Origin of the sequence: Anaerovibrio lipolyticus LB2005 (genome assembly GCF_000621545.1) — a bacterium.
Taxonomy (GTDB): Bacteria; Bacillota; Negativicutes; order Selenomonadales; family Selenomonadaceae; genus Anaerovibrio; species Anaerovibrio lipolyticus_A.
The window spans coordinates 16,860-37,110 of record NZ_JHYA01000007.1; the positions used below are offsets into that span (position 1 = coordinate 16,860).

Here is a 20,251-nt window from a genome sequence, read left to right on the forward strand (position 1 = left end):
ATAACGAGGAGTTCTTTCTTATGAGCCACAATGAAAGTGATACTTCAATATACAGACAAAATACGAATCTTACTGCGGTGCAGATAGAGCTGATACGGCGCATGAGCGGCTGCTTTGGCTTTATCGCTGATTTTGCCCACGCCCATCTTCTTTTGTATGTGAAAACCAAGAATCCTGATGTTTACATGATTATGAAGCATCATAAGCCCCATACCTTTTATAGTCAGGTGGAGCTCCCAAAGGTGGGAAGCACGGTGCAGGCCCAGATGGAGCCATTGGTGGCCTATGTTTTTGAGAAGGAAAAATCCATTCATGGCCGTAGGGAGTGGCGTTTGGGCATGACCCTTGATATGTACGCTTATCCTATAAAGGAAGGCAATGAGGTTATTGGTGTTATTACCCTTGAGACAAGCAAGGAATATGCCTCCGGAAGTAATTATTATCAGACTCTGGATACAGCGGAGCTCCTTATGCAGTATTCCAAACGGAATATTGATTTGGAAATGTTTAGCCCTATTTTTGCCGGAACTGGTGTGGTTATTGCGGATAAGAAGAATCGCATTACCTATGTAAATCTTTCAGCCAAGAGAATATACCGGGCCTTGGGCATAAATCATCTTTTGGGGGCAAGGCTTCCGGATCGTGAGATTAGTGCCATGCTTCATAGGGAAACCTTCGACAGCAGTCGTCCCTTTGAAAAGGAAATTCAGATAGGGGACATGATACTGCTTCAGCGGGATATTAAGCTGGAGGAAGCCGGGGTAATGCAGCGGCGGATTTTGTTGCTTTCTGATGTTACGGAGGTTCGGAAAAAAGAGCGGGAGATTAAGATAAAAACAGCGGTTATTCAGGAGATACATCATCGTGTAAAGAATAACCTTCAGACCATTGCCAGCCTGTTGAGACTTCAGGGGCGGCGGTCCAAGTCGCCAGAGGTTAAGGCGGCCTTGCAGGAAAGTACCAACCGTATATTGAGTATGGCTGTGGCCCATGAATTTTTGTCCCAGCATGATACGGAAGAAATAAATGTCAATGAAGTTACCAAGGGCATAATTGAGCGGGTGGTACCTAATATGGTGGACAAGGATTTTGTTCTTACCAGCAAAATAGAAGGCCCGGAGGTGGTGCTGCCATCCCAGAATGCCAGCAATCTGGCAGTCATAATAAACGAGCTGATATTAAATGCCATAGAGCATGGCTTTGAAGGCCGCAGCCATGGTATGATTGGTCTTAGGACTGCCATTGAGGAAGATGGCTATCTGATAGAGTTGTATGATGATGGCGTAGGTTTGCCTGATGATTTCGATATTAGCAAGTCCAAATCTTTGGGACTGCAAATAATAAAGACTTTGGTGCAGGATGATATAGGTGGCAGCTTTGAAATGAAGAACAATCAAGGAACCCGTTGTATTTTGCGTATACCAGTAAGTAATGTGGGAGGAGAGTAAGTATGAATCCCTTGAAAATCCTTATTGCCGATGATGAAGCCTTAATCCGTATGGATATGAAGGAGCTGCTGGAAGAAGCCGGCCACGAAGTGGTGGGTGAGGCTCCAAATGGCCGCAGAGCTGTGGAGCTGGCCAAGAAGCTAAAGCCAGACCTTTGTATATTTGATGTGAAAATGCCGGAAATGGATGGCATTGAGGCGGCCAAAATAGTGGGTAAGGAAAAAATTGCCCCTGTGGTTTTGCTGACAGCCTTTAGCCAGCCGGAATTTGTAAAACGGGCCAGTGATGCCGGAGTGCAGGCCTATCTGGTAAAGCCGGTGCAGGAAGCAAATCTTTTCCCTGCCATCGAGGTGGCCATGTCCAGATATCAGGATTTGCAGGGCCTGGAGGATGAGCTTTTCAAGGTAAAGGATACTCTGGAAATGCGAAAGCTGCTGGACAGAGCCAAGGGAATTCTTATGGATGCCCATAATATCAGCGAAAGTGAAGCCTTTAATCGTATTCAAAAATACAGTATGGCAAAGCGAAAGACGATAAAGGAGGTTGCCGAGGCCATTATCAGGGCAGCAACCAAATAATTCAATAATATATGCACATATAAACTTCGTTTCCACTTTGGGAACGAAGTTTTGTTTTTTTGACTTTTTACTTGATTTTTTGCTCAAATAGATTTATCATAATACTCGGAGTTAGCACTCAACTATATGGAGTGCTAACAAAATAGTTTACAAACTATCTTTTAGGAGGCAGATAAATATGATTAGACCATTAGGTGACAGAGTCGTTATTGAAGTTGCTGAGGCAGAAACCAAGACTGCCAGCGGTATTATCCTTGCAGACACTGCAAAGGAAAAGCCTATGAAGGGCAAGGTTATTGCAGCAGGCCCAGGTAGCATTGATAAGGACGGCAATCGTATTGCTATGGAGGTTAAGGCTGGGGACAGCGTTCTCTATTCCAAGTATGCAGGCACTGAGGTTAAGATTGATGGCAAGGATTATCTCATTATGCGCCAGAGCGATATTCTCGGCGTAATCGAGTAATCACAATAAGCCTGAAACTATCGTTTATCTTATTTCTAATATATATTATTGGAGGCATTTAAAATGGCAAAGCAGATTTTATTTGATGAAGAAGCTCGTCGTGCTCTGGAAAAGGGCGTTGATGCATTGGCAAATGCAGTAAAGGTTACTCTTGGTCCAAAGGGCCGTAACGTAGTTCTTGATAAGAAGTTTGGTGCACCTACCATTACTAATGATGGTGTTACCATTGCCCGTGACATTGAGCTGGATGATCCATTTGAGAATATGGGTGCACAGCTGGTTCGCCAGGTTGCTACCAAGACCAACGACATTGCCGGTGATGGTACTACCACTGCAACTCTCTTGGCTCAGGCTATGATTCATGAGGGTATGCGTAACGTAGCTGCTGGTGCTAACCCTATGGTTCTGAAGAAGGGTATCGAAAAGGCAGTTAAGACTCTGGTAGCTGAGCTTAAGAAGGTTTCCAAGCCAGTAGAGTCCCAGAAGGCAATTGCACAGGTTGCAACTGTATCCTCTGCTGATGAGGAAATCGGTCAGTATATTGCTGACGCTATGGAGAAGGTTGGTAAGGAAGGTGTTATCACCGTTGAGGAATCCAAGGGTATGGAGACCAGCCTTTCCGTTGTAGAGGGTATGCAGTTCGATCGTGGCTACATCTCCCCTTACATGGTTACTGATACTGATAAGATGGAAGCTGTAATGAACGATCCTTATATCCTCATTACTGATAAGAAGATTTCCACTGTTAACGATATTCTCCCAATTCTTGAGCAGGTTGTTAAGATGGGTAAGGAGCTGGTTATCATCGCTGAGGATTTGGATGGCGAGGCACTGGCTACCATCGTTGTAAACAAGCTCCGTGGTACCTTCAAGGCTCTGGCTGTTAAGGCACCTGGCTTTGGTGATCGACGTAAGGCTATGTTGGAGGATATTGCAATCCTCACCGGTGGCCAGCTGATTTCTGAGGAGCTGGGCCGTAAGCTGGACAGCGTAACTATCGAGGATCTTGGTCGTGCCCGTCAGGTACATTCCTCCAAGGAAAATACTACTATTGTTGATGGTATGGGTGAAAAGAGTGCAATCACTTCTCGTATCGAGCAGATTAAGAAGCAGATTGCTGACACTACCTCCGACTTCGATAAGGAGAAGCTCCAGGAACGTCTGGCTAAGCTCTCCGGCGGTGTAGCTGTTATTGAAATCGGTGCTGCTACCGAGGTAGAGATGAAGGACAAGAAGCTCCGTGTTGAGGATGCTCTCCATGCTACCCGTGCTGCTGTTGAAGAAGGTATAGTTGCTGGTGGTGGTACTACCTTTATCGATATTCTCCCAGCTCTGGATGCTCTGGAGGCTGATGGTGATGTTAAGACTGGTATCAACATTGTACGCCGTGCAGTTGAGGAGCCAGTTCGCCAGATTGCCAATAATGCAGGCCTTGAGGGTTCTGTAGTAGTTGCTGAGGTTAAGAACAGCGCTGTAGGTGTTGGCTTCGATGCTTACAAGGGTGAGTATGTTGATATGATTGCCAATGGTATTGTTGACCCTGCAAAGGTTACCCGTTCTGCTCTGCAGAATGCTGCTTCCATCGCTGCTATGGTTCTCACCACTGAGACCTTGGTTGCTGATAAGCCAGCTCCAGAGGGTGCTGCAAACCCTATGGCTGGTGCAGGCGCAATGGGCGGCATGCCTGGTATGATGTAAAAAAGTCGGATAGTATATAATACTTGACTTAGATATATTAATAGTCTATAATACGTACCGTGATTTTGGCTTTAGGGTCAAAATCACGGTAATATTATTTTTGAAGTCTTTATGTTCATATTAATGAAAGAACTTATTGTTCTAGCGCATGGCCTTGTTTTGGAATAAAGCAAGGTGACGAGGAAGAGGTTGTCGATTTATCAGCGGATGCCTCTCGGCTTGCCGGTCGTTAGAATGCTGTTAAAACTGTTGGGTGACTGACAGGCCAGAGCGGTATTTGGGCAGGACATGGGACTTCCAGTTTTATATTGGAGGTTTTTTATTATGTGTGGTATCGTTGGTTACATTGGTAGCAAGCAGGCTACCCCATTCCTTATTGAGGGTCTTACCAAACTGGAGTATCGTGGCTATGACTCTGCTGGTATTGCTGTTCTCAATGGGGAGAAGATTCGCGTAGAGAAGTCTGTAGGCCGTCTGGCTGCTTTGGAGGAAAAGATTGAAGGCAATGTTCCTGAGGGCAGCATTGGTATCGGTCATACCCGTTGGGCAACCCATGGTCGTCCATCCGACAATAACTCTCATCCTCATACTGACTGTCATGGTGATTTTGCGGTAGTACATAACGGTATTATTGAGAACTACATGACTCTTAAAGAGGATTTGATTGCAAAGGGCCACAAGTTCCTGTCTGACACAGATACTGAGGTTTTGCCTCATCTTTTGGAAGAAGTTTATAACGGCGATTTCGAGGCATCTGTTCGTGAGGTTATTAAGCGTATTGAGGGTTCCTATGCCATCGTATTCATGAGCAAGAATGACCCTGATAAGCTGATTTGCACCAAGCAGGACAACCCTATGGTAATTGGTCTGGGGGATGATGAGAATTTCATCGCTTCTGATATTCCTGCTATTATTTCCCGTACCCGTCGCACCTATATTGTAAATGATGGTGAGGTTGCTGTTGTAAAGAAGGATTCCGTATGGATTACCAATAGCTTGGGCGAGCCTATTACCAAGAAGGTATTTGAGGTTAACTGGAATGCTGAGGCAGCTGAAAAGGGCGGCTATGAGCATTTCATGCTGAAGGAAATTCACGAGCAGCCTAAGGCAGTTCGCGACACCTTGGCTTCCCGTATTGCCAAGGACAATTCTGCTGTAGTTCTTGAGGAGCTCAGCTGGACTGAGGAATATGTAAATTCCTTCTCCAAGATTTTCATTGTTGCCTGTGGTACTGCATACCATGCAGGTCTTGTAGGTAAGTATTATATTGAGCGTTTGGCCCGTATCCCGGTAGAGGTGGATATTGCCTCTGAGTTCCGTTATCGTCAGCCAATTATCGATGATAACACTCTCTGCATCGTGGTAAGTCAGTCCGGTGAGACTAGCGACACTATGGCTGCCATGAAGGAGGCTAAGCGTCTTGGTGCCAAGACCTTGGCTGTAACCAATGTTGTTGGTTCTTCTATTGCCCGTGAGGCAGATCAGGTTATTTACACCATGGCAGGTCCTGAGATTGCTGTAGCATCCACCAAGGCTTATACTACCCAGCTCATCGTTATGTTCCTGCTGGGTGCTTATATGGCAGGCCTCCGTGGCACCGTTGCTCCTCGTCGAATGAAGGAGCTTTTGGGTAAGCTGCGTGAGATACCTTCCCAGATCAGTGAGACTTTGGAGGATGTGGAGCCTATTAAGGTATTTGCCAAGAAGTATGGCTTCAATACCGACGTATTCTTCATTGGCCGTGCTTTGGACTATGAGGTAGCTCTGGAGGGCTCCTTGAAGCTGAAGGAGATTTCCTATATTCACGCTGAGGCCTATGCCGCAGGTGAGCTGAAGCATGGTACTCTGGCTCTTATCACCACAGGCGTTCCTGTAGTGGCTTTGGCTACCCAGAAGAGCGTTTATGAGAAGACCCTCAGCAACATCAAGGAAGTTAAGGCCCGTGATGCTGTTGTTATCGGTATTGCTGCCGAGGGGGATACCGAGCTGAAGAAGTATGCTGACCATGTTATCTCCGTTCCTAACACTGATGAGCTGTTGATTCCACTTTTGGCTGTTCTGCCACTCCAGCTCCTCAGCTACTATACCGCAATTACCCGTGGTGCAGATGTTGATAAGCCAAGAAATTTGGCTAAATCTGTAACAGTAGAATAAGGTTAAATAGAGGACTGTCCTTACTGAAAGGACAGTCCTTTTTTTGTTGACAAGGTGCATGGTTTGTACTAGTATAGTAACAATATCTTTTGACCCGACTGGGTTTAAAGGCTGAAATATATTTAAAAATTTACAGAAAAGAAGGGATTAAGTTGGCATTCTATTTTGAAGAACCATCACACACTTTTGGAGAGTATTTATTAGTTCCTGGTTATTCTTCTGATAAGTGCATTCCTGCGAATGTTTCTCTGAAGACTCCTCTTGTAAAGTTCAAGAAGGGTGAAGAACCAAAGATTTCTATGAATATTCCTATGACCTCTGCTATCATGCAGTCCGTATCCAACGACACTTTGGCTATTGCACTGGCTCGTGAGGGCGGCGTGTCCTTTATCTATGGTTCTCAGACAATAGAAGAAGAAGCAGCTATGGTGGCTAAGGTTAAGAACTTTAAGTCCGGTTTCGTTCGTAGCGATTCCAATATCATGCCTTCCACCACCCTGGGTGAGATTCTCGATTTGAAGGAGAAGACCGGCCATTCTACTATGGCAGTTACCGAGAATGGTGAACCAACAGGCAAGCTGCTGGGTATCGTAACCTCCCGTGATTATCGCATTACCCGCATGACTATGGACACTCCTGCTTCTGAGTTTATGACTCCTTTCGACAAGCTGGTTTATGCTGGTGCAAACACCACCCTGTCCGAAGCCAACGACCTTATTTGGGAGCACAAGCTGAACATGCTGCCATTGGTAGATGCAAATCAGCGCCTTGTATATATGGTATTCCGCAAGGATTATACTGCCAACAAGGAACACGAGCTGGAGCTCATTGATTCCAACAAGCGTTACATCGTTGGTGCCGGTATCAACACTCGTGACTACGCTGAGCGTGTACCTGCTCTGCTGAAGGCTGGTGCTGATGTACTGTGTATTGACTCCTCCGAGGGCTTCTCTGAGTGGCAGCGTATAACCTTGAAGTACATCCATGAGCACTTTGGTGAGGATGTAAAGGTGGGTGCCGGTAATGTTGTTGACCGTGATGGCTTCATGTTCCTGGCAGAGGCTGGAGCAGACTTTATCAAGGTCGGTATCGGTGGCGGTTCCATCTGTATCACCCGTGAGACCAAGGGTATTGGCCGTGGCCAGGCAACTGCTCTCATTGATGTTTGCAAGGCTCGTGATGAGTATTATGAAAAGACAGGTGTATACATTCCTGTATGCTCCGACGGTGGTATCGTACATGACCATCATATGACTTTGGCTTTGGCTATGGGTGCCGACTTCATGATGCTGGGCAGATATTTCTCCCGCTTCGATGAGTCCCCAACTGACAAAATTAAGATTAATGGTACCTACTATAAGGAATACTGGGGCGAGGGTTCCAACCGTGCCCGTAACTGGATGCGCTATGATCTGGGCGGTGCCAAGAAGCTGTCCTTCGAGGAAGGCGTTGACTCCTATGTACCTTATGCCGGTTCCCTCCATGATAATGTAGGTGTAACCCTCAGCAAGATTCGCTCTACCATGTGCAACTGCGGTGCTCTTACCATTCCTGAGCTTCAGGAGAAGGCACGTCTGACTCTGGTATCTTCTACTTCCATTGTAGAGGGCGGTTCCCATGATGTAATTCTGCGTGATCAGTTTACCCGTTCAAATGTTTAAAAAGTAATTATTACGGACTGTAACTGTAGTGGTTGCAGTCCTTTTTTACATGGTGAAAAGTTACTTGTTATTTCATAAAGTTTTCAAAATATGATACTATTATTAGTACAGTGGAGCGGTGGCTCCATGGTGTTTAAATAGATTATTTTGACAGATAACAATGAGGTGATATATATGCGGGTTTTGTTGGCAGAGGATGATATGAAGCTGGGAAAGCTCACCCAGTATATGCTGGAGCAGGATGGTATCAATACTGAGTGGGTTACCACTGGTGATATGATATATGAATGTGCAATGTACGATGATTATGATGTGCTGATTTTGGACTGGATGATGCCCAAGGAAACAGGCGTGGATGCCTGCCGTAGACTTCGTGCTGAGGGGTATCAGAAGGCGATATTGCTTCTTACTGCCCGTGATGCAGTGGAGGACAGGGTTACCGGCCTTGATGCAGGTGCGGATGATTATCTGGTAAAACCATTTGAGTTTTCTGAGCTTATGGCCCGTCTGCGTGCTCTTAGTCGCCGCAGCAGCCAGAAGATTCAGCAGGATGTGGTGGAGTTAGGGGGATTTACCCTGGATCGCACATCCAAGCTGCTTTTAAAGGGAGAGCAGGAGATACAGCTTTCTCCAAGAGAGTTCCAGATTTTTGATTTGTTGGTGCAGAATATTGGCATCGTTGTGCCCCGTGAAATTATTTTGGACCGCATCTGGGGTATTGAGTCTGATGTTAGCTCAAATAACATCGATTCCTATGTAAAACTTATTCGTAAAAAGCTGGATACTGCTGATGGTAAGATTATGATCAGCACGATTAGAGGTGTTGGCTATAAACTGGAAACAAAATAGGTTAAAGTTTGGCGGCTTGTTTTCCCGCAGCCGCATGAGGCTCACCTTTGCCTATTCCCTGTTGATGTTTGGCTTGTTCATCATAATTATTTTTTTGGCTCATCAGACAATGGAATGGGCAGTAACATCAGAGCAGGCCAGGGAGCTTTCTGAAACGGTACACGCAGTATCGGAAACGGAGTCCACAATGATACGCAATGGCGTTTATGTGGGCAACGATGATCTGGGAAAGCGGGAGAGAATGTTTTTTTACACCTATGACAAAAATGGTAATCTGCAGAATTATTCCAGGGCACCGGAGCGTATAGAGGATGATGTGCTGGAGGTAATAAAGCATGGTGATGTGCCAACTGGTGAAGTGGCTATATACGTTCAACAGCAGGATGAGGACAAGCCAAAGGTGCTGATGATGACTGCTTGTGATGTACGCCTGGTTACCGGCGAGAAAATCGGTATGGTTTATTTGGGCAAGGACGTGTCGGCTCTTTATAAGGGTATAAAAAAGGCTACGTATTTTTATGGGGCCATTTCCTTTATTGCACTGCTTACGGCTATTATGCTGGGACATGTGGTTTCTGGCAGGGTTGTGGCCAATATGCAGCAGGCCTATATAAGGCAGCGTCAGTTTGCAGCAGATGCTTCCCATGAGCTTAGGACCCCCCTTAGTGTTATTATGGCGTCGGCGGACCTCCTTTCCAACGACAAATCCATTCAGTCGCCATTCCTGCAACAGGTAATTCAGGACATGAAGGATGAGGTTAAGAAGATGTCCAACCTTGTGGGCTCTCTTTTGCAGATTGCCCGGTCTGATAATAACGCTGAATCTCTGGACATCAAGGAGTTTGACATTATCGCCATGATGGAGCAGCTGGGCCGCAAAATGCAGCCATTGGCGGAAAAGAAGAATATTACCCTTAATGTAAATGCCTCTGGTGAGGTTATGTACAGAGGGGATGAGCAGAAGATTCAGCAGCTAATGCTGATTTTGGTGGATAATGCCGTGAAGTACACTCCTGAAGGTGGAACTGTCACCCTGTCCTATGATGGTAAAGGGCTGGGCAATTTAGGCGGTATTCATTTTTCTGTAAGGGATAATGGTATTGGTATATCCGCTGAGGACCTGGATAAGCTCTTTCAGCGTTTCTTCAGGGTTGATAAGGCCCGCTCCCGCTCCATGGGGGGCAATGGACTGGGACTTGCCATTGCCAAGACTATCGTTGATGCGCATCACGGTAATATAGACGTGGACAGTGAGCTGGGCAAGGGGACGGTTTTCAAGGTTACCCTTAAAAATTTGAAAATCCCTAAGAAAAATTAAATTATGATGCATAATTTAGAGCTGTTCTTTCTCAAAAGCAAGGAGAGGACAGCTTTTTTTTTCATTTATCATAAAAGTCAAAAAGTCTAAAATATTAATTGACTTTTTGACTTATTAAGCTATAATAACCTTAGAAGACTAAATATCACTTTCATGGAGAATGGAGGGAGCGGAATATGGAACAGGAAAAATACACTCAGAGAGTTTTAAATACCTTACAGTCCGCACAACAGAATGCGGCACTTCGTTATCATCAGGAAATCACATCATTGCATGTGCTTATGGCACTGGCTCAGGAGCCTGAGGGACTTCTTGGAACTATTTTCCAGGAGGCTGGCGTGGATAACAGAATGTTGCAGACCAGTGTTGAGGAACATTTAAAGAAGATTCCTAGCGTCAAGGGACAGGACCGTCTGACCATGAGCATTGAGCTGGGACGGGTTATGGCCAAGGCTGAACAGCTGGCTGGCAAGATGGGAGATTCCTATATCAGCACTGAACATCTGCTGCTTGCCATCTGCGAGGATGGTGGGGATGAGGCCAGAGAGATTTGCAAGAGCTTCGGACTTACCAGCGGCAAGGTGAAGGATTCCATCAAGAAAAACAGAAAGCAGAATGTTAACTCCAGCAACCCGGAGGAAAGCTATCAGGCACTGGAAAAATATGGCCGTGATCTGACCCAAGTGGCCCGTCAGGGGAAGCTGGATCCTGTAATTGGCCGTGATGAGGAAATACGTAGAACAATTGAGATTTTGTCCCGTCGTACCAAGAACAATCCTGTGCTTATCGGTGAGCCAGGTGTTGGTAAAACTGCCATTGTGGAGGGCCTGGCCCGTCGTATTGTGGCTGGAGATGTGCCTGAATCATTAAAGAGCAAGACCCTTTACTCACTGGATATGGGTGCCCTTATTGCCGGAGCCAAGTATCGTGGTGAGTTTGAGGAGCGCTTAAAGGCTGTGCTTAATGAGGTAGTAAAATCTGACGGCCAGATACTTCTCTTTATTGATGAGGTTCATACCGTTGTCGGGGCAGGGGCTTCCGAGGGCTCTATGGATGCAGGAAATCTCCTGAAGCCAATGATGGCCCGCGGTGAGCTTAGATGTATTGGTGCCACAACATTAAATGAATACCGCAAATACATTGAAAAGGATACTGCCCTGGAGCGTCGTTTCCAGCCGGTTATGGTTGGTGAGCCAAGTGTGGAGGATACAATTTCCATTCTCCGTGGCTTGAAGGAGCGCTATGAGGTTCATCACGGAGTAAGAATTCGTGATGCGGCTCTGGTTTCAGCGGCAGTTCTTTCAGACAGATATATATCTGACCGTTTCCTGCCAGATAAGGCCATTGATTTGGTGGATGAGGCTGCGGCCAAGCTCCGTACAGAAATTGAGTCTATGCCGGCTCCTCTTGATGAGGTTCGTCGTAAGATTTTACAGCTGGAAATTGAAGAACAGGCCCTGCAGAAGGAAACAGATGAGGCTGGTAAGGAAAAACTGGCAGCTATTCAAAAGGAAAAAGCCCAGCTTCAGCAGGAGCAGGAGGCCTTACAGGAGGAATGGGATTCTGAGCACCAGGCCATTCTCCGTATCCGTGGTATAAAGAAGGAAATGGATGCAGTCCGCAGTCAAATGGAAGCAGCAGAGCGTGACTATGATCTTAACCGCCTCTCTGAGCTTAAATACGGCAAACTGCCGGAGCTGGAAAAACAGCTTAAGGAGCAGGAGGAGGAAATGGCTGCCAAGGCCGGTGATGAACAGCTTTTGAAGGAAGAGGTTGGCGAGGAAGATATTGCCAAGGTTGTCAGCCGTTGGACTGGTATTCCTGTTACCAAGATGATGACCGGCGAGCGTGAAAAATTACTGCATTTGGAAGACAATCTGCATCAGCGGGTTATAGGTCAGGACGAGGCTGTAACGGTGGTAAGTGAGGCTATACTCCGTGCCCGTGCTGGTATCAAGGCTCCAGACAGACCAATTGGTTCCTTTATATTCCTTGGTCCTACTGGAGTGGGCAAGACTGAGCTGGCCAAGACACTGGCAGAGTCGCTCTTTGATTCTGAGCGTAGTATGATTCGTATTGATATGAGTGAGTACATGGAGAAGCATTCTGTGGCTCGTCTTATCGGTGCGCCTCCTGGCTATGTGGGCTATGAGGAAGGTGGACAGCTTACGGAAGCAGTTCGCCGTCAGCCATATAGTGTTATTTTGCTGGATGAAATTGAGAAAGCACATCGTGATGTATTTAATGTCTTGCTGCAGATTTTGGATGATGGCCGTCTTACTGATGGCAAGGGACGTGTGGTAAACTTCAAGAATACCGTAATAATTATGACCTCAAATTTGGGCTCCCATGAGATTCTTAATAAGGATTATGAGGAGGCTGAGGCAGCTGTAAAGGAAATTTTGAAGGATTATTTCCGTCCTGAGTTCCTGAACCGTGTGGATGATATTGTGGTATTCAAGGCTTTGGCAAAGGCACAGGTAAGGGAGATTGCCGATCTGATGCTGAAGAACCTCAACGAGCGTGTAAGCAAGCAGGTTAAGATTACTCTCAGCTGGGATGATGAGGTATTGCAGTATCTTTCCGATGAGGGCTATGAACCAAACTTCGGTGCCCGACCTCTCCGCCGTCTGTTGACCCGTGTAGTGGAAACGGAGCTTTCCAAGGCTATAATCCGAGGAGATGTGGCAGAAGGAGATAATGTAGCTATGACAGTGACAGATGGACATATTTCTTTTAAATAAGGTGGCTTGCAATGTAATAATTGCAAATAGATAAACAAATGGGTATTTGTAGAGGACAAAAACTTTACAGATACCCATATTTTTTATAAAATTTCTTGAAAAACACCTATGGGTGTGATATATTTAACGGGTAAGTAAATATGAGAATGTGTTGATGAGGAATATTAGCATAAGGGAGCCTTTCAGAGAGCTGTCGGGAGGTGTGAGACAGCAGGTGAGCTTTTGTGAACTGGCCTTTGAACAGCCAGCTGAATTCATCTTATAGGTGATAGTAGGTGACGCCGGGTCTGACCGTTATATCAGGGGGATATGAAGTCATGGTGTTTGACCGTATCCGTTGAGTGCGTGCTTTGGCACGAAATTGAGTGGTACCACGAAAGACAGCCTTTCGTCTCTTTGGAGATGAGAGGCTTTTTTATTGCAAGCTGGCCTCATCCGTCACGCTTCGCGTGCCACCTTTCCCATAGGGGAAGGCAATACAACATAGGGGGAGAATATAATGAAGAATTTTACAAAATATTCCAAGGGGTATTATATGCCACCAAAGCCAGATATGAGCTGGATGTACAAGGAACATCCGGAAAAGGCACCTAAATGGTGTTCTGTGGATCTTCGAGATGGCAACCAGGCCCTTATTATTCCTATGAGTTTGGATGAAAAGATAGAGTTCTTTAAGATGCTGGTGGAGGTAGGCTTTAAGGAAATCGAAGTTGGCTTCCCTGCTGCTTCCGAGACGGAGTACACCTTCCTGCGCAAATTGGTAGAGGATAATCTTATTCCTGATGATGTAACGGTTCAGGTGCTGACCCAGGCCCGTGAGCATATTATAAAGAAAACCTTTGAGGCACTGGAAGGTGTAAAGAACGCCATTGTTCATGTGTACAATTCCACCTCTGTGGCCCAGCGTCAGCAGGTTTTCAGAATGTCCAAGGAAGAAATCAAGCAGATTGCCGTGGATGGTGCCAAGCTGTTAAAGAAACTGACGGAAGAGGCTGGGGCAGATTATCGCTTCGAGTATTCCCCAGAGAGCTTTACTGGCACTGAGCCAGAGTACGCTCTGGAGGTTTGTAATGCGGTATTGGATGTATGGCAGCCAACTCCTGATCACAAGGCCATTATTAATATCCCGGTAACTGTGGAAATGTCCATGCCCCATGTATATGCCATGCAGGTGGCATATATTTCCCAGAACCTTAAATATCGTGATGCAGTGGAGCTTTCACTTCATCCGCACAACGACAGAGGCTGTGGCGTAGCAGATACAGAGCTGGGGCTGCTGGCAGGTGCTGACCGCGTTGAGGGTACTCTCTTTGGAAACGGCGAGCGTACAGGTAACGTGGATATTGTCACTCTTGCCATGAATATGTTTGTTTTAGGAGTTGATCCTGAGCTGGATTTCACCGATATGCCAAAGCTGGTTGATCTTTATGAAAAGGTAACCCGTATGCAGGTGCCACCTCGTCAGCCTTATGCCGGGGCTCTGGTATTTGCCGCCTTCTCCGGCTCTCATCAGGATGCTATTGCCAAGGGCATGAAGTGGCGTGATGAAAAGGATCCTGACCACTGGACTACACCATATCTTCCTATTGATCCACACGATGTGGGCCGCGAATATGATGGGGATGTTATCCGTATTAACAGCCAGTCCGGCAAGGGTGGCGTGGCCTTTATTATGGAGCAGAAATATGGCATTACCATGCCTAAGAAGATGCGCGAGGATTTTGGCTATTGCGTAAAGAGTGTATCTGACCACAAGCATAAGGAGCTTATGCCGGATGAAATCTATCAGATTTTCCATGATAATTATGTAAATGTGGAGACTCCATATAAGCTCATTGATTTTACTTTGAGAAAGGATGTGGATGGCAGCCGCTGTGGCGTTGTTGATCTGGAAATCGACGGTAAGATGGTAACCTTCAATGCCCGCGGTAACGGCCGTCTGGATGCAGTGTCTAACGCTATTCAGGAGAATACCGATATAAAATACACAGACCTGACATACAGTGAGCATGCTTTGGAAATCGGTGCCAATTCACGGGCCATGGCCTATATTGGTATTACAGGCACAGATGGCAAGATAACATGGGGTGCTGGTATGGATACAGATATTATCACGGCGTCCATAATGGCTCTCTTTAGTGCCATGAACAGAATGAAGGCTGGAAAATAAAACGAAACTATCAGGGACAAGGACAAGTATCTATCGCACAGTTTCGTTGCTAAAACTATTGTTTTGCTTTTAATTAGTCATTGAGAAAAATCCAAACTCGCTTCGCTCAAACAATGGATGTTTTCTCAATGTGTAAGAATGCAAAAAATAGTTTCTTAACGCACCGAAACTTAACTGCGCTATCTACTTGTCCTCGTCCCATATTATTCACTATAATTGTATTATGTACTTTTAAGAGGAGTATTTTGCTCCTCTTTATTATTGTCAGTAAGCAGGAGGAAAAAATGAGAGCTGTTGTTACCCGTGTTAATTCTGCTTCCGTGGAAATTGATGGTAAAATTCATGGAGCTATAGATAAGGGCTTTTTGGTATTGCTGGGGGTTGGCCCGGATGATACAGAGGAGGATGCGGCTATTATGGCGGAGAAAATCTGCAACTGCCGTATCTTTCCTGATGAAGAGGACAAGATGAATCTTAATTTGGAGGCAGTGGGTGGGAGCTTGCTGGTGGTGTCCCAGTTTACCTTGTTTGCCGATGTGAAAAAGCGCCGTCCCAGCTTTTCAGGAGCAGGCAAGCCTGATATAGCCATACCTCTTTATGAGAAATTCATGTCCATTTGCCGGGAAAAGGGATTTAGGGTGGAGCATGGTGAATTCGGTGCTATGATGAAGGTTTCTTCCGAAAATGATGGCCCTGTAACCTTATTGTTTGATACTGCCGAATGGCGCAAATAATAGGCTAAATTAGTGATGCTTTAGCCCCTGCCTTCCTTGACACTATTTGCATATTTCAGTAAAATAAAATAGTATGGCTGGGTAAACCATTCCAGTCAAAAATAATGATAATTAATGCTTAGAGAGGCTTAAAAATTAGTAGGGAGGTGTGTTATTATCATTGAAATAGTTGGAGCAGCTGTTGTTGCCCTGGTATTGGGCGGCTTTGGCGGATATATGATGCGTAAGCAGGCAGCCGAGCAGCAGATTGGTTCTGCTGAGGAAGAAGCAAAGCGTATCGTTCGTGATGCTGAGGAAAAAGGTGAAGCAGCAAAGAAAATGAAGCTGCTGGAGGCGAAGGAGGATGTCCATCGTCTGCGTCAGGAGCTTGATAAGGATACTCGTGAGCGTCGCTCCGAGATTCAGCGCCATGAGCGCCGTATAGTTCAGAAGGAAGAAAATCTTGACCGCAAGATTGATGCCCTGGAGAAGAAGGAGGAGAACCTTGCTTCTCGGGAGGCCAAGCTGGAAAAGAGCCAGGCTGAGATTACGGAGCTGCATGAAAAGCAGAAGGAAGAGCTGGAGCGTATTTCCGGTCTTTCTCCTGAAGAGGCCAAGAACATGTTGTTGGCAGAGGTAGAGGAAGAGCTGAAGCATGAAAAGGCCATTATGATTAAGGAATATGAGCAGCAGACTAAGGACGAGGCTGAAAAGAAGGCAAGAAATATTATTTCTTTGGCAATTCAGCGTTGTGCTGCTGATCATGTTGCAGAGACTACAGTTTCTGTTGTAGCCCTGCCAAATGACGAAATGAAGGGCCGTATCATCGGTCGCGAGGGCCGTAACATTCGCGCTCTTGAAACCATGACTGGTATTGACCTGATTATTGATGACACCCCAGAGGCTGTTATCCTTTCCGGTTTTGATCCTGTTCGCCGTGAGGTGGCACGTATCGCACTGGAAAAGCTAATTACCGATGGCCGTATTCATCCAGCAAGAATCGAGGAAATGGTTGACAAGGCCCGCCGTGAGGTGGAGCAGCGTATTAAGGAAGCCGGCGAGCAGGCAACCTTTGATACTGGTGTTCATGGCCTGCACCCAGAGATGATTAAGCTGCTGGGTCGTCTGAGATATCGTACAAGCTATGGTCAGAATGTACTGAATCATTCTATTGAGGTTTCTCACTTGGCTGGTATGATGGCTGCAGAGCTGGGCGTAGATGTTATGCTGGCAAAGCGTGCAGGTCTTATCCATGATATTGGTAAGTCTATCGACAATGAGGTTGAGGGTACTCATGTTACTATTGGTGCTGATATTGCCAAGAAGTACAGAGAGTCCAAGAATGTTATTAATGCCATCGCCGCTCATCATGGCGACGAGGAGCCTATGACTGTTGAGGCAGTTCTGGTGGCAGCAGCGGATGCTGTATCTGCAGCCCGTCCTGGTGCCCGTCGTGAAAGCCTTGAAACTTATCTGAAGCGTCTTACCCGTCTCGAGGAAATCGCTGAGTCCTTCAATGGTGTTGAGCGTTGCTTCGCCATTCAGGCTGGCCGCGAAATCCGCGTAATGGTTAAGCCGGATAAGGTTGATGATGTGGAAGCAGTTGCACTTGCTCATGATATCGTTAAGAAGATTGAGGCTGAGCTGGAATATCCAGGCCAGATCAAGGCAACCATCATCCGCGAAACCCGCGTAGTAGATTACGCAAAATAATATTAAATAACAAAATTAAAACCGGTGTGGTTCATCAATAAATGATGCACTACACCGGTTTTTGGTTGCGTTTATAATGCCATGGAAACCACGTCCCATGTTGTTAAAAATAATTAAAGGATTTATAGAAGTAATATCGAATAAAGAACAGAAAAAGAGTTTAATACTTATTATGTTACTTATGTAATTTGGAGGGATAAGCATGGCGCAGTATTGTCATAAATGTGGAAATAAACTCGATGAAGAAGCTGTATTTTGCCCAAAATGTGGAGCTAAAGTAGCTTCAACTGCTGCTGCAGGGTGGACTTGTTCTTCATGTGGTGCCAATAATGACGAAAGCGACAGTTTTTGCAGTAAATGCGGTACTGCTAAAAATAGTGTTCCAGCGGTTCGTAATGTATCTATGGTTTCAACCAAGCCATCTCCGCCAGAAAACTACGATTACAATGATGAAGAACTAACAGGATTCCAGGCATGGCTGGCAGAAGGTAATAATAAACGCTTTCTTATAATAGGTGTAGTATTGACATTGATTGTTGGTATAGCATCATTTTTATTTTTCCGTGGCATGAGTGAAGATGACTATTTAAAAAACTATGGTGCTGTTTCCAGAACTTTATCGGAATCTCATGACATGCTTGTCAATAATGTAACAATGTCAAGTGTAAAAGAAGAACAGGTGGGGCAATTAAAGAAGGATTTGGAACAGGAAAAGCAGGAGATAGATGCCTTGGCAGAGACATTTGCCGGGATGAAACCGTTTAGAAATTACGAAAAACAACATAAAGATGTAATTGAGCTTCTTCAGAAAGAAAGTTCAGTTTTTGACAGTGTTATAACAATATGTTCAAATCCTATAACCCCAGATAATGATGCACTTTTGGAGAAGGTTAAGAATGATACAGATGCTATAAAGACATTGAGTGCTGATATTTCTGTTCCTAATACAAGCTTGACTACAGCTTCTGATATTACAATGCTTTATCAGCATTTGCAGAATATTGTTACAGAACAACGCAAGATTAATAAGGAGAAAATGGAAAAACTTGAGGCAATGAAGAAATTCTTCAATGCCATGGATGATGCAATACAGAAATATGATACATCTAAAACTGATATGCATCAGCTACTTCAGACAGCCCGTAAAGGTGATATGCTTTGGATGGATTATTTCCGCCAGTTAGATAATGTAAAATCTGCAAGGCAAGGGGTAAAAAATAAGGTATCTGGTTTAAGTGCTCCGGCGGGAACCGAAGCATTGCGTTCTGAATTGATAGATATTTTAAGTGAATCAATTCGTTATTGTGAACAGATGCGTATCGCTGCTAATCTCCAATTCCGTGATTACTATGTATCCGCTGGCCGTGTGGAACAAAAGGCAAAGGAAATGGATCCACAGATTCAAGCTTCCTATGATAACTTCATGGCAAAGTATAAGGCTGAGAAAGAGCGACTTACAAATATTAAAAATTTATGAGAAGAGTGACTTTGGGGATGCAATGTATAGAGCCATATAGTCAAATATAAATTTCAAGTTTGGGGGTATATTATGAAAGGACTACACGAGTTGATTGTGGTAAACCTTTTTTGCATTTCGTATGTCAATATAGAATGGTAAGCTAAATTACATTTCGTTGCTTTTATAATCTGGAGGGGTGAACATGGCACATTTTATGCCTATGGAAGAAGATAATGATACTACTAACTCCGAAAGACAGCATGAGATAATCGTTTTAAGGAAAAAAGTTATGACGGCGGAGCAGTACAGAATAGAAGGAAGTGAAACTATTTCCATAGCCGAAGCTAAGGAACGATTATATAGGCGTTATAAGTAAAATAAATAATCAAAATAGAGGAATGTTTACGGCTAATGGCGAAATTAACGGAAGTTAATAACTGTATTGTGGAGGTTGAGTATTATGAGTATAAAGAAAAAGATAGCAGTTACCCTGTTAGCCGGTCTTTTAGCTGGAAGTGTGGTAAATGCCACTCCGTCTCTTGTGGAGCGGGAAAGCATTAATCAGGTAGCTCTCCTGCAATCCTTGGCCCAGGGCTATTTAGGGGGCACAATTAAAGTAAAGGATATAAGAGCCGTCGGGGATACTGGTATCGGAACCTTTGAAGGGGTAAATGGCGAAATGATTGTATTGGATGGAACCGTTTATCAGGCTTTGGGGGATGGCAGAGTCGTTGTGGCTGATGATAAGGTGGTAGTGCCATACGCTACTGTGACGATGTTTGATGATGATGTAGCCTTAGATTTAACCAATGTTGCAGATAAAACTGCCTTTGAAAATGCCTTGAATAAGGCCGTAAAGGAATACGGTGAAAATAGCTTCTACATGGTGAAAATGCATGCTGAATTTTCTTCCATACTGTTTCGTAGTGAGTATGGCAGCCAGCAACCTTATCCAACATTATTGGAAGCCCTAAAGGGAAAGCAGACGGAATTTACGGCAAAGAATATTAAGGGTACTTTGGTTGGTCTGTATTGTCCAAACTATATGGGCGGCCTTAATACACCTGGATGGCATTTCCATTTTATCTCCGATGATAAAAAACAGGGTGGACATATTTTGGAGCTGTCATTGAATAAAGGCACTGTACATTTTGATAAAACCGACAAATTTACCATGATGTTGCCTGATGATAAGCATTTTCATGAATTTAACCTGGCAAAGGATATGAAAGAGGAAATCCGAAGTGCGGAGCAGGATAAACAGGCAGGCATGAAATAAAATG

Annotated in this window: 15 protein-coding genes and 1 other annotated feature; all 15 genes read left to right on the plus strand. The window is 45.0% G+C overall.

Annotation, left to right across the window (positions count from 1 at the left end; translation table 11 throughout):
* Nucleotides 1–20: 20 nt before the first annotated feature.
* On the plus strand, nucleotides 21–1,448 hold the full coding sequence (locus T355_RS0107560) for a histidine kinase N-terminal domain-containing protein (RefSeq protein ID WP_037330019.1): 1,428 nt from the start codon (nucleotides 21–23) through the stop codon (nucleotides 1,446–1,448).
* Nucleotides 1,449–1,450: 2 nt separating this feature from the next.
* A complete protein-coding gene (locus T355_RS0107565) occupies nucleotides 1,451–2,026 on the plus strand; it encodes an ANTAR domain-containing response regulator (protein ID WP_027397219.1) in 576 nt (191 codons plus the stop codon).
* 178 nt (nucleotides 2,027–2,204) lie between these two features.
* Complete coding sequence (groES, locus tag T355_RS0107570) at nucleotides 2,205–2,489, plus strand: co-chaperone GroES (protein ID WP_027397220.1); 285 nt, start codon at nucleotides 2,205–2,207, stop codon at nucleotides 2,487–2,489.
* A gap of 63 nt (nucleotides 2,490–2,552) precedes the next feature.
* Complete coding sequence (groL, locus tag T355_RS0107575; RefSeq protein WP_027397221.1) at nucleotides 2,553–4,187, plus strand: chaperonin GroEL; 1,635 nt, start codon at nucleotides 2,553–2,555, stop codon at nucleotides 4,185–4,187.
* Between the two features lie 324 nt (nucleotides 4,188–4,511).
* Nucleotides 4,512–6,341 carry a glutamine--fructose-6-phosphate transaminase (isomerizing) gene (gene glmS / locus T355_RS0107580; protein WP_027397222.1) on the plus strand — a complete coding sequence of 610 codons (1,830 nt, stop codon included), beginning with the start codon at nucleotides 4,512–4,514 and terminating at the stop codon, nucleotides 6,339–6,341.
* A gap of 152 nt (nucleotides 6,342–6,493) precedes the next feature.
* The gene (locus tag T355_RS0107585) at nucleotides 6,494–8,002 is read left to right on the plus strand and encodes an IMP dehydrogenase (RefSeq protein ID WP_027397223.1); all 1,509 of its coding nucleotides are present in this window, start codon (nucleotides 6,494–6,496) and stop codon (nucleotides 8,000–8,002) included.
* A gap of 174 nt (nucleotides 8,003–8,176) precedes the next feature.
* Nucleotides 8,177–8,851 (plus strand): response regulator transcription factor, encoded by a 675-nt coding sequence (locus tag T355_RS0107590; RefSeq protein WP_027397224.1) that lies wholly within the window; start codon nucleotides 8,177–8,179, stop codon nucleotides 8,849–8,851.
* Nucleotides 8,823–10,169: a sensor histidine kinase gene (locus T355_RS0107595; protein WP_231483009.1), complete on the plus strand. Its 1,347-nt coding sequence runs from the start codon at nucleotides 8,823–8,825 to the stop codon at nucleotides 10,167–10,169. Before T355_RS0107590 ends, T355_RS0107595 begins: the two co-directional genes overlap by 29 nt.
* Before the next feature lie 176 nt (nucleotides 10,170–10,345).
* On the plus strand, nucleotides 10,346–12,913 hold the full coding sequence (gene clpB / locus T355_RS0107600) for an ATP-dependent chaperone ClpB (protein ID WP_027397226.1): 2,568 nt from the start codon (nucleotides 10,346–10,348) through the stop codon (nucleotides 12,911–12,913).
* 142 nt (nucleotides 12,914–13,055) lie between these two features.
* Nucleotides 13,056–13,312 (plus strand) — a binding site (T-box leader).
* A gap of 100 nt (nucleotides 13,313–13,412) precedes the next feature.
* Nucleotides 13,413–15,083, plus strand: a complete 1,671-nt coding sequence (locus T355_RS0107610) for a 2-isopropylmalate synthase (RefSeq protein ID WP_027397227.1) — start codon at nucleotides 13,413–13,415, stop codon at nucleotides 15,081–15,083.
* 284 nt (nucleotides 15,084–15,367) lie between these two features.
* A complete protein-coding gene (dtd, locus tag T355_RS0107615) occupies nucleotides 15,368–15,817 on the plus strand; it encodes a D-aminoacyl-tRNA deacylase (protein WP_027397228.1) in 450 nt (149 codons plus the stop codon).
* Between the two features lie 156 nt (nucleotides 15,818–15,973).
* Nucleotides 15,974–17,509 carry a ribonuclease Y gene (rny, locus tag T355_RS0107620; protein ID WP_269318800.1) on the plus strand — a complete coding sequence of 512 codons (1,536 nt, stop codon included), beginning with the start codon at nucleotides 15,974–15,976 and terminating at the stop codon, nucleotides 17,507–17,509.
* A 202-nt stretch (nucleotides 17,510–17,711) separates the two neighbouring features.
* A complete protein-coding gene (locus T355_RS0107625; protein ID WP_027397230.1) occupies nucleotides 17,712–18,986 on the plus strand; it encodes a zinc ribbon domain-containing protein in 1,275 nt (424 codons plus the stop codon).
* Between the two features lie 184 nt (nucleotides 18,987–19,170).
* Nucleotides 19,171–19,344, plus strand: coding sequence for a hypothetical protein (locus T355_RS15270; protein WP_155851693.1), 174 nt, complete (start codon nucleotides 19,171–19,173; stop codon nucleotides 19,342–19,344).
* A gap of 84 nt (nucleotides 19,345–19,428) precedes the next feature.
* On the plus strand, nucleotides 19,429–20,247 hold the full coding sequence (gene budA / locus T355_RS0107635) for an acetolactate decarboxylase (protein ID WP_027397231.1): 819 nt from the start codon (nucleotides 19,429–19,431) through the stop codon (nucleotides 20,245–20,247).
* Nucleotides 20,248–20,251: the final 4 nt, after the last annotated feature.